The sequence below is a fragment of the Virgibacillus sp. M23 genome (assembly GCF_034190895.1).
Classification (GTDB): Bacteria; Bacillota; Bacilli; order Bacillales; family Amphibacillaceae; genus Virgibacillus; species Virgibacillus salarius.
Genome location: NZ_JAWDHA010000098.1, coordinates 1 through 9,021, shown reverse-complemented (window position 1 = coordinate 9,021; position 9,021 = coordinate 1). Strand labels below are relative to the sequence as shown.

Genomic DNA, 9,021 nt, shown 5'->3' with positions numbered 1-9,021 from the left:
CAGGAGCTCGACATCGCTTCTATTCGAGATGGAATGAAGGAAGGACTACCGCATTATATGATTCCAACTTATTTCGTCCAAGTAGAGAAGATGCCATTGACGAGGAATGGGAAACTGAATAAATATGTGTTACCAGAACCAGCTGAACAGCATCTTGTCACGAATGATTATGTAGCCCCACGAACCAGTACAGAACGAACTCTCGCAGCAATTTGGTCAGAGGTATTAGGCATAGACAAAGTCGGAATCCATGATAACTTTTTTGATTTAGGTGGACACTCATTAAAAGCGACAGCTTTAATTAGTAAAATTCATAAACAGTTTAAAGTAGAAATATCATTACGAGAGTTTTTGGAGAGTCCTACCATTAATCTTCTTAGTACATACATTGGAAATGGGAATAGAAGTGTATATGAATTAATCGAACCATATGAGGAAAGTGATTTTTATGAAACCTCTTCTGCCCAAAAAAGGATGTATATGCTACAACAATATGAAACAGGCACGTTGTACAACATGCCATTGATTTGTGAAATAGAAGGTAGTATCGACCCGGAAAAAATACAAAAGAGTCTTCAGCAGTTAGTATCTAGACATGATTCATTACGAACTTTCTTTGATACAGTCGAAGGTGAAATTGTTCAAAAAGTACTACCAAAAGCTAATTTTAAACTTGAAAGAAGATTTGTTGCGGAAACAGTAGTAAACAACTTATTAAAGGATTTTGTGAAAACCTTTCATTTAAGTAAAGCTCCTCTGTTTAGAGCAGAGCTAGTAGTGAGTAATAATAAGAATTATTTATTGACGGATATGCATCATATTATCAGTGATGGAATTTCTCTTCAGATATTAATCAATGAATTTATGGCACTATATAATGGAGAACGGTTGAATTCTCTAAAATTACAATATAAGGACTTTGCAGTTTGGCAGAATAAATTCTGGGACTCCATAGAGATGAAGCGGCAAGAGGAGTACTGGCTAGAACAATTTAATGGTGAAATTCCAATATTAAATCTACCATACGATTTTGAAAGACCACCTATTCAAAGTTTTGAAGGGAAAACCCTAACTTATTACATGGATGAAAAGCTAGCTCTAGCTGTTCGGAAGATGGCTAAAGATACAGGTAGTACGATGAATATGGTTCTACTAGCTGCATTTCATCTTTTATTAGCTAAGTATAGTGGACAGGATGACATTGTCATTGGTACTCCAATAGCAGGAAGACCACATGATGATTTAGAGAACATGATAGGAATGTTTGTCAATACGTTAGCATTAAGAAATAAGGCTTCTGGAAATATAAGCTTTGAACAATTCTTAAATGCAGTAAAGCAAAATGCGCTTCAAAGCTATGAGAATCAAAGTTATCAGTTTGAAGAATTAATTAAAAAGGTGCAGGTGGACAGAGATACTAGTAGACATTCAATCTTTGATGTCATGTTTAGTATGAATTATGCAGGATTTGATACAGAGTTTATTTCAGAAGACTTTGTATTAACGCCTATTCACGTAGAAAGTAATATCTCAAAATTCGATTTAACGTTAACTGTCTATGATAATGAAACGATGCTTAAATATACCATGGAGTATTGTACTAAATTATTTAAAAAAGAAACTATTGATAGAATGGCATCACATTACAAAGAAATTCTAACTAAAGTTTGCACGCAACCAACGACAATATTATCTGAGATTAACATTCTAACGGAATATGAACAACATCAGCTCCTGCAGGAGTTTAACCAAACAAACGCGGATTATCCGAAAGATAAATCACTTCATACATTATTTGAGGAGCAGGCTGAGAAGAATCCTCATCATATTGCGGTTGTATGTGCGGACCAGAAGTTAACTTATCAGGAATTAAATAAAAAGGCGAACCAACTGGCAAGAGTTTTACGACAACAAGGGGTTCAGAATGAAGCCATTGTAGGTCTTATCATGGATCGGTCCATCGATATGATCATTGGAATCATGGGAATACTAAAGGCAGGAGGAGCCTATCTACCAATCGACCCAACCCATCCAACCGATCGTATTCAAACGATTCTATCCGACGCAAAGGTGTCCTTAGTTGTCACATCAAGTGGTCAAGCTCGTTCACTTTCTCTAGCTGTACAGGCTATCGATATTACGGTAGAAGATTTCTATCAAGGTCCATCCACAAATCTAGATCTTGCTATCGACTGTCATCAATTGGCGTATGTAATTTATACATCTGGTTCCACTGGAACTCCAAAAGGAGTGATGGTTGAGCATCAACAGGTGACTAACTTCATCTATGGTGTTATGCACGAAACCAATCTAGGAAGCTATGAACGGATTCTCTGTTTAACCACGGTATCTTTCGATATCTTTGGTTTAGAAACGTTTGTACCGCTAACGCAAGGATTAACGGTTGTGATGGCCAAGGAGGAAGAGACGAGAGAAGGCGAAAAGCTAGCGAAGGTAATGACGAAACATCAGGTTGATGTCATGCAGAGTACGCCGACGCGGGTCAAGATGTTGCTGGAGAATGATTCCTTTACGGACGCACTAATGGGAATAAAAGCGCTTCTTGTAGGTGGTGAAGAACTTTCGAAATCATTATGGGAGGAGTTGCAGGGATATCCTTTTACCGTATTTAACATGTATGGACCAACGGAAACGACAATCTGGTCAACTGTTAAGAAGCTGGAATCAACCGACCGTATTACAATCGGAAAGCCAATTCAAAACACCGAGCTGTATCTTATGGATTCAAATAGGAAGTTAGTGCCAATAGGAGTGCATGGTGAGCTTTGTATCGGTGGAGATGGTGTAGCACGAGGATACTTTAATCGCGAGGCATTAACGAAGGAACGATTTATCGACCATCCATTTAAACCGGGGGAACGCTTATATAGAACTGGGGATTTAGCGAGGTGGCTTCCCAATGGAGAATTGGAGTATTTAGGAAGAATGGACAACCAAGTTAAGGTTCGAGGCTATCGAATCGAACTTGGAGAGATTGAGAGTCGACTGATTAGTCACCCTGCCATTAAGGAAGCTGTCGTGGTGGCAAGAGAAGATGAAATGAATCAAAAATACCTATGTGCTTATATCGTGGCGAAGGATTTCGTGGATAAAGCAGAAGTGAGAACATATGTCAAGGAAGGTTTACCAGATTATATGGTTCCTGCATACTACATGGAACTGCAGACGATTCCATTAACGCATAATGGAAAGGTAAACCGGAAGGCGTTACCGAAGCCCGAAATGCAGTACATTACGAATGCATATGAAGCACCGCAAACTACTACACAGAAGAAGCTGGTAATCATTTGGCAACATGTCCTGGGAGTGGATACGATAGGTATCCATGACAATTTCTTTGATTTAGGTGGTCATTCGTTAAAAGCAACGATGGTTATGGGGGAGATACACAAAGCGTTAGAGATTTCCGTTCCATTAAAAGAAATCTTTAATAGACCGACAATTCAAGAGTTAAGTGACTACATTGAAACGGAAGGGCTGATCAACCCATATGAACAGATAGAGCCATGTGAAGAAAAGGAATACTATCAGACATCTTCTGCGCAAAAACGGATGTACACGGTACAGCAATTGGATCAAGAAAGTACGGCTTATAACATGCCCGCTATTTTTGAATTAGAGGGAGAAGTCAACAGGGAACGTATGGAAGCAACGTTTAGGCAATTAATCGAAAGGCATGAGGTACTACGTACCTCTTACAAAATGGTAGAAGGCGAGATAGCTCAGAAGATTATGTCCCATTTGGATTTCCATCTTCGTGTACGGACAGTGGATGAAACGGATAAGACGGTACTGGTCCAGAATTTTATACGCCCGTTTTCCTTAGAGGAGGCACCGTTATTCCGAGCGGAAATCATGAAAAGCCAAGGAACTAATTACCTACTTATTGATATGCATCATATTATCTCAGATGGTGTCTCGATGAGTATCTTGGTTCAGGAATTCGCGAAGCTCTATAATGGCGACAAATTGGACCCACTCCGTATTCAATACAAGGATTATGCGGAATGGGAACAACACTATTTACAATCTGGACAAATGAAGAAGCAAGCACGATATTGGAAGGAACAATTCCAGGATGAGGTGCCAGTCCTTCAATTGCCATATGATTTTGAACGTCCAGCGTTTCAACGATTCGAAGGAGATAGCATTTCGTTCACGATAGACGAAGCAACAACGAAACAGCTACAGGAACTAGCGAAACAAGAAGATGTAACGATGCATATGGTTTTATTGTCTGCCTTTACCATTCAACTAGCGAGATATAGTGGTCAAGAAGACATTGTTGTCGGGGTACCGATTGCCGGAAGGCCACATGCCGATCTTCAAAATATCATGGGGATGTTCGTTAATACGTTAGCGATGCGACATCGACCAAATAAGCATAAAACATTTAGTGAATTTTTGAAGGAAGTGAAAGAAAACTCATTGCAAGCTTATGACAATCAGAACTATCAGCTTGAAGAGTTAATAAAAGAAATCGATGTAAAACGAAATCCTGGTCGAAATCCTTTGTTCGATGTGCTGTTTGACATGACTAATATTGATATTAGTACAGATAGAATTGACTTGGATCACCTCCAGATAAAGCAAAAAGCGATAAGCAACACGATCTCTAAATTTGATTTATCATTAAAAGTCCTAGAGATAAGCAATACTATTCAAATGAGTTTTGAATATTCTATTGCACTGTTTAAAAAAGAATTCATGGAAAGAGCAATCAAAGATTTCAAAGTAATCCTTGAAGCGGTGTTGAATAGTGGAAATAGTAAAATAGAACACATCAATGTATTGAATCATGAGGAGAAGAGAAACATCGAAGAAATAGATAATGAAGTAAAAAAACTGAGAAGTACGACATTTACATTTTAGCAAGATACAAAATGATCTATCCATATTCGTACTCGTCTGTTTAGTTCGAATATGGATAAGTGGAAGGATGTGAGCTGTATGCTAAAAAGTGATGATGCTGTACACGTGAATGAACGATTAGAAAGATCAAATGAATATTGGAAGAGCCTAAACCTATTGGATATCGAACCAGGGACAATTCCACATGATTATTTTTCAAAAGCCAACTATCAAAAAAACGAACATACCATTACAATGGACAAAGCATTAATCAACAAAATAAATGGTATCACTAACGAAAATGATTTACTGCTGTATCTAGTTATGCTGACAGGGCTGAATATTCAATTATTTAAATATAATGGCAATGAAGAAAGCATAATTGGGATTCCAACATATATAGGAGAAGTAAAAGATAGTAAATCCATAAAAAATAGGCTGTTGCCACTGGTTAACTGTGTTGCAAATGAATCTTCTAATAAGCAACTACTTAAAGATACACAAGAAAGGTTATTTCAGGCATATGACAATCAGTATGCGGATCTAGAAATGCTACTAAAAAAAATGCAAAGCGGTATCAGTGTAATGGATATAACTCCGATTAGTATCAGTATGGATGCTTTGCATGGACAAGAGTCTATTGACTATATAATCAATTCCGATACAAACCAACTCTCTATATGTATTAATAAAATAGACTCCAAAGAATATTCTATAAGCTTTTATTATAATGCACAGCTTTATGATGAAAAATCTATCAGGTTATTCGGAGAACGATATATTAGAGTTCTTAATAGTATTGCAAATAATTTAGATCAATGTGTACAGGACATATCTCTTTTATCTGAAAGGGAAGAGTATCAGTTACTCTATGGATTTAATCATACACAGACACATTTTCCAAAAGATAAAACAGTGCCGGAGCTATTTGAAAATCAAGTCAAAAAAAATCCTTTTAACATTGCAGTACAATATAAAAACAATTCATTAACCTATCAAGAATTGAATGAAAATGCTAATCAACTAGCTAGATTTTTACGAAACAATGGTGTAAAAGCCGAATCAATTGTTGCAATTATGCTCCCACCTTCTATTGAGCTAATTATTGCTATTTTAGGTGTTTTAAAAGCAGGAGGAGCTTACTTACCTATAGATATAACCCTTCCAAAAAGTAGAAAAGAATACATGTTGAAGAATTCTAATACAGTAACTATTATTTCTACTGACCATCTGATGGAAGAAATCCATACAACTGTTGACTTCATGGATTTGCCTAAGTGGAGTTTTGATAGTAATAGTAAAGATAACTTGGAAATTACCGTTACTCCGAATAACTTAGCATATGTAATTTATACATCTGGAACTACTGGAAACCCTAAGGGGGTAATGATTGAACATAACTCTTTAATTAATTATATAAGCTATTGTCAACAAAAATATCTTACAAATGGTGCTGGAGACTTTCCATTGTTTACGTCCATTTCATTCGATTTAACCATCACATCGATCTACGTTCCTTTATTATCAGGTAATAAGGTTCACGTTTATCATAACGATGATCCATATGCATTTACGAAGATAGTAGAAGATAAGGTAGATATGATGAAATTAACGCCTGCACACTTAAGTGTAATTAACGATCTAGATATAGACCACATTGGTATTACAGCATTTGTGGTTGGTGGTGAAGAATTATCCTATCAATTGGCTGATCGTATTTTTCAAAAGTTTAATGGAAAGGTAGAAATTATTAATGAATATGGTCCAACAGAAGCAACAGTGGGATGCATTGAATATAGATATATAAGAAAAAGTAGAAAAGAAAAGTCTCTTCCTATCGGATACCCTATTCAAAATACGAGTGTATATATATTAGATGGGGATCTTAAGCCTGTACCAATCGGTATATCAGGTGATTTATGGATTGCTGGTGAAGGTGTAGCTCGTGGTTATTTAAATAGACCGGACTTAACTTCTAAAAAATTCGTCAAATCTCCTTTTCGATCAAATGAAAGAATGTACAAAACTGGGGATATTGCCCGTTGGCGAAATGACGGCATTATTGAATTTTATGGTAGAAAGGATAATCAAGTAAAAATTAGAGGTTATCGTATTGAAATTGGTGAAATTGAAAATAATTTAATTAGTCATCCAGAGATTAACGAAGTAGTCGTATTGGTTAAAGAAGATGAAGAAAATCAGAAATCACTTGTCGGTTATTATGTTGGTAGAAGTCAGCTTGACACGCAAGATATACGAGATTATTTAGAAGAGCTACTGCCATATTACATGATACCATCCTATCTGTTTCAGATAGAGCGTATGCCTTTAACAAGAAATGGAAAAGTAGATAGAAAGGCATTACGTGAACTAAATTTGCATATTGAAAGTGAATATGTAGCACCGCAAACGGAAGCGGAAGAAATATTTGTAAGGATATGGTCTGATGTATTAGGAATAGAAAAAATTGGTGTCCATGATAATTTCTTCGAATTAGGTGGAGATTCTATCAATGCTATTCGAATTATATCAAAATTACAAAAGCATCATTATCTACTAGATGTTAAAGATATTTTTCAATCTAGCACGATTAGAAAATTGATTGCGAAGGTATCTGTCCATGCATCTTCTGTAAATCAGGAAGAAGTGATTGGAGAAGCACCGCTAATTCCAATTCAAAAGATGTTTTTTGAACACAACTTTACAGATAGCCATCATTGGAATCAATCGGTGATGATTCATCGTAAAGAAGGCTTTCAGGAAGATATCGTCAGGGAAGTTTTAACGGCAATCACCAAGCATCATGATGCCCTACGAATGGTATACCAATTTGATCCGAACGGCGTAAAACAAATCATTCGAAAGAGTACGGAAGATAAGCTGTTCGATTTTCAAGTATTTAATTATCGTTTTGTAGAAGATCATCAGAGAGAAATAGAAGTATGTAGTCAAATGATTCAGCGTGGGCTAGATATTGAAAACGGCCCACTTGTTAACGTAGCATTATTTCAAACGAATGAAGGGGACCATTTACTTTTTGTGATTCACCATTTAGTGATAGACGGAGTTTCATGGAGAATTCTGTTAGAAGATTTCACAGAAGGCTACCATCAAGTTAGTCAAGAAAAAGAGATAGCCTTCCAGAAAAAGACTAATTCTTTCCAAGAATGGGGTATGTATCTTGAGCAGCAAGCGCAAGGGAATTTATTACAAGAAGAACTAGATTACTGGGCTAAAATTGATCAAGCAGATATCAAGTTATTACCGGTAGACTTTAACTATAGTGAAGAAAGCAATAAGTTAAAAAATAATAACTGTATTGAAATTTTATTAAGTCAAGAAGAAACCTTGAAATTATTGCAAAACACAAATAAAGCCTATAATACAGAGGTTAATGACATTTTATTGACTGCTTTAGGGTTGGCTATTCACGATTGGACCTCGGAAAACAAGTTGATGATTAATTTGGAAGGACACGGGAGGGAAATGCTTGAAGGGGATATAAATATTTCTAGAACGATAGGGTGGTTCACCACACACTATCCTGTTTTATTGGAAGTGGATAAAGAGAAAACATTGGATTATACCATAAAAAATATAAAAGAGACATTAAGACATATACCAAATAAAGGAATTGGTTATGGAATATGTAGGTATTTATTGGATGAGAAACGAGTAAACGGAAAGGCTACCCCTCAGATAAGCTTTAATTACCTTGGCCAATTTGATGAAAAAATAAAAAATGACGTCTTTTCGTTGTCGAACTTATCTGGTGGTGAACCAATCAGTCCCAATGCTGAAAATTTATTTGATATAGACATTAATGGATCAATTATAGAGCGCCAATTAGGGTTTACATTTACTTACAATAGTAAGAAATATTATGAAAGTACAATGAAGATGGTAGCCGCATCATATAAGAGCTACTTACTACAAATCATTGAACACTGTCAAAAACAAACCACCACAGAATTAACACCCTCAGATTATGCAGACCAGAGTTTGACGTTAGAAGAACTAGAGGAACTAACGAAATACTACCATTCTGCAACCATTCAAGATATTTACCCATTGACACCAATGCAGGAAGGAATGTTATTCCATTCTCTGTTAGATGAACATTCAACGACCTATTTTGAGCAAAAATCC

Annotated in this window: 2 protein-coding genes; both read left to right on the top strand. The window is 36.2% G+C overall.

The window, feature by feature from the left end; translation table 11 throughout:
- Positions 1-96: 96 nt before the first annotated feature.
- Positions 97-4,893 (top strand): non-ribosomal peptide synthetase, encoded by a 4,797-nt coding sequence (locus RVS70_RS20890; RefSeq protein WP_321134691.1) that lies wholly within the window; start codon positions 97-99, stop codon positions 4,891-4,893.
- A 78-nt stretch (positions 4,894-4,971) separates the two neighbouring features.
- The coding region (locus RVS70_RS20885; RefSeq protein ID WP_321134689.1) for an amino acid adenylation domain-containing protein at positions 4,972-9,021 on the top strand (4,050 nt) is incomplete at its 3' end.